Consider the following 2,850-nt stretch of genomic DNA (forward strand, 5'->3'; position numbering starts at 1 on the left):
CCTCTGCTCTTTCTTCTTCTTTAAGAGCTTTTTGTAAGTTTTTCTTTTCTTCTAAGTCTAGGAAATCTTTGGCTGGCATAAGTAGGATTTTTCTCAAGTTACTATTTCTATTTTAGGTGGTTTAAGTGCGTTTTAGCTTAGGGGTTAACGAGAAATCGATCGCTATGGCTTCGCGGATCATAATTTCTCGGATTTGTGCCTCACTGAGGCGGCCTAGCTCGATCTTCGACATTTTTAGGAAGATGCCAGTTTTAATCTCTGCGATCGATAGCAGCACGAGGATTGCTCCCGTTTCTTGCACTATTTCTAGCCAATACAGGAGTGAGGCAGCCCATCGGTGGGCATTATCGCAGATCAAAAGATAGCGATCGTTGATATTGTTCGCTATCTCTTGCTTGAGTGCGTCCCCCTTGAGGGGTTTTCCTTTCTCGTCGGTCGCGTCGATGTTCCACTGTTCGGCGATCGATTTCAGGGTAGCGGCCGTGCTGCCGCTATAGTTAGCCATTGCTATTTGGTAATCGCCGCCGATAACCCCTAGCAAAGTCTCGGCCAGGGTGGTCTTGCCGCTTCCAGCTTCGCCCACCACCAGTATTGATTTTCCCGCCTCGATCGCCGTGATCATTTCCCTAAGCTCTTGATCGTAGAGGCTTAGGCGGTTTTCATTTTCGCGATCAGGCTTAATGCGTACTTCTCGGGGTCGATTGACTTTGGGGCTACAGCTTCCTCCGTCGCCCGAACCTTCGATCGCAGGTCTTCTGGCAGTAGATCGGGATTATCTTTGTATTGAGCCGCTAGTATATTCTGAGCCATGAGCAACCCTGCCGCCTGCTCCTGAGCGACGCGGATCAGTTGATTGATTTGATTCCCTTCCTCTGCGGTGGTGTATTCGATCTTGGCGCTTGCAGACTCGATCGAGCCTGATTCTGATATTGCTAATTTTCCTGGTTTGGGGAAGTGGATCATCGATTTTCCCTGCTTAATCCACTCATGCAGATCATCGAGGATCTGAATTTCTGCCGAAAATAGAAAGCTTATTCCTTCACTTTGCCGAATGCTTATCTCTAGGAACTCTAGGCGCTTATAGGTCACGCTCTTGCCGATTCCGTACCTTTGGTTTAACTTCCCTATCAATTCCCCTTTCGATTCCGAGAGTAATTCTTTCGTATTTTCCATGACTTTTATCCCTATAATTTTTAAAACTACCCAAATATTTATTTTTCGGGTAGGGGTGAAATTCCTCGATTCAGAGGATGCAAGCGGCTGAGTCTGGTTTTGCCTTATGGAAAAATATCAGAGGCTTTCCTCTTGATTTCGGAATTTTGGTGATTTTAGTTTAATTTTTTTCCTCTTTGCTTTCCAGAAAATCTTTATACTCTCTTAAGACTTTCCGTGCCTTCGGTGAATTGATCGCCTCCAGAATTTCACTGATCGGCTTGCCTAGGCGATCGAGTTCTTGTATCTGCTCGATTTTTTCGGCGATCACATAGATCGATCGCTTCTTGCCTGCAAACTTTACTTGATAGGATATCTGCGGGTACTTTTTCCCATATTTCCCATGATTGGCGTAGGTGGTGATGAAAGTCCCCGATCCGCTTCCTCTTCGCCGTCGCGGGCGCTTGGGTATTGCTTCTAGATTCCCTTCGGACCCGGTCTTTGGGGCTATGGGAGTGAATCGTTCGCATTCCTTCGCGTTTTCTTCTGTAAAATATTTCGGGCTGGCTAGGCAGGTCAGCAAGATGCTTGAAATCCTTTCGCAGAAAGAGCATGATAGGCATTTGCTAGGGCTTAACTGCACTTCTTCTTTTACTCCGTTAAGCCCTAGCAAAGTTTTGTCAGTTTCCCCCTGCTGTAATTTGCTAGGGCTTAACTGCACTTCTTCTTTTACTCCGTTAAGCCCTAGCAAAGTTTTATCAGTTTCACTCTGTGGTGGTTTGCTAGGGCTTAACTGCACTTCTTCTTTTACTCCGTTAAGCCCTAGCAAAGTTTTGTCAGTTTCCCCCTGCTGTGGTTTGCTAGGGCTTAACGGCACTTCAAACAGGGTTCTTGATTCTGCTTTCTCTCTTAGAAGTATTCGTTTTCCCTTGCTTTGCTCCCATTTCTCTAACCAAGCAAGGGGATAGGGAAATTTAGTCGTCTCCTTGATGGGGATTTTTAAATGAATTTTTGTCCCATCTGGTTTTGTTGTTTCGATTGTGCGGCTTGCTGTGGCTTCTATATAGGTAAATTCCCACGTTAAGCCGCAAAAATTGAAAGAATGGGAATGATACCAGCTATTTTTATTCATTTATTCCCTCCTTTCCGCAATTTATTTGCGAAATCTGGGGCTATTTTCTCTAGGGATGCTCTTAATTCTTCTCTGGTGCAGCGTGTAAAGCTTTCTCCTGATTTAGCTCTTTGCCATGCAATCAATTCCCCTGGCCTCGATCGCATTCGGACCAAGGGTTCACCGTGTCGATCTAATGGCAATAATTCTGGGGGAATATCCTCTGTGATTTCTCCCCTGGCGTATTCATACCATTCCAAAAATTCCTTTGATAGCTGCTTTCTCGAATTTTCTTGTATTTGGGAGATTTGATAGAGGAATACTGCGTATTTACTCTTTATCGTTCCCGCAGTTTTTTTTATGTGATTTATCGCTCTTTCTGCTTGGCATTCCCCATATTTATCGATCGCTTCTTCGATTTTTTTATTGATTGGAATACCTAATTCGTTGACACTCCCCGCTCTAAAGAGACGGGGATTCTTGGTTCACAGAGATTACTTGCTTAGACAGAATTGCTTCTGAAAAAGTAGAGGTATTCTCTCCCCAAGCGTTTATTGGATCGAGCCCAAAGGTTCCGGTATGCCCTA

General features: G+C 44.8%; 4 protein-coding genes. All 4 read right to left on the reverse strand.

Annotated elements, in window-relative coordinates:
- Positions 1-121 precede the first annotated feature (121 nt).
- The gene (locus tag IM477_RS13925) at positions 122-622 is read right to left on the reverse strand and encodes an ATP-binding protein (protein WP_287732169.1); all 501 of its coding nucleotides are present in this window, start codon (positions 620-622) and stop codon (positions 122-124) included.
- Between the two features lie 26 nt (positions 623-648).
- Positions 649-1,173: a hypothetical protein gene (locus IM477_RS13930; RefSeq protein ID WP_287732170.1), complete on the reverse strand. Its 525-nt coding sequence runs from the start codon at positions 1,171-1,173 to the stop codon at positions 649-651.
- Between the two features lie 160 nt (positions 1,174-1,333).
- A complete protein-coding gene (locus IM477_RS13935; protein WP_287732171.1) occupies positions 1,334-2,284 on the reverse strand; it encodes a hypothetical protein in 951 nt (316 codons plus the stop codon).
- A complete protein-coding gene (locus tag IM477_RS13940; protein WP_287732172.1) occupies positions 2,281-2,523 on the reverse strand; it encodes a hypothetical protein in 243 nt (80 codons plus the stop codon). The genes IM477_RS13935 and IM477_RS13940 overlap by 4 nt, the downstream gene beginning before the upstream one ends.
- Positions 2,524-2,850 lie beyond the last annotated feature (327 nt).

Source organism: Microcystis sp. M090S1 (genome assembly GCF_020246295.1).
In the GTDB taxonomy this organism is placed as follows: Bacteria; Cyanobacteriota; Cyanobacteriia; order Cyanobacteriales; family Microcystaceae; genus Microcystis; species Microcystis aeruginosa.

Bases quoted from the DNA above. Each gene is read 5' to 3' on its own strand.
- IM477_RS13935 (WP_287732171.1), bottom strand. From the start codon at position 2,284: ATGAATAAAAATAGCTGGTATCATTCCCATTCTTTCAATTTTTGCGGC.
- IM477_RS13925 (WP_287732169.1), bottom strand. From the start codon at position 622: ATGATCACGGCGATCGAGGCGGGAAAATCAATACTGGTGGTGGGCGAA.
- IM477_RS13930 (WP_287732170.1), bottom strand. From the start codon at position 1,173: ATGGAAAATACGAAAGAATTACTCTCGGAATCGAAAGGGGAATTGATA.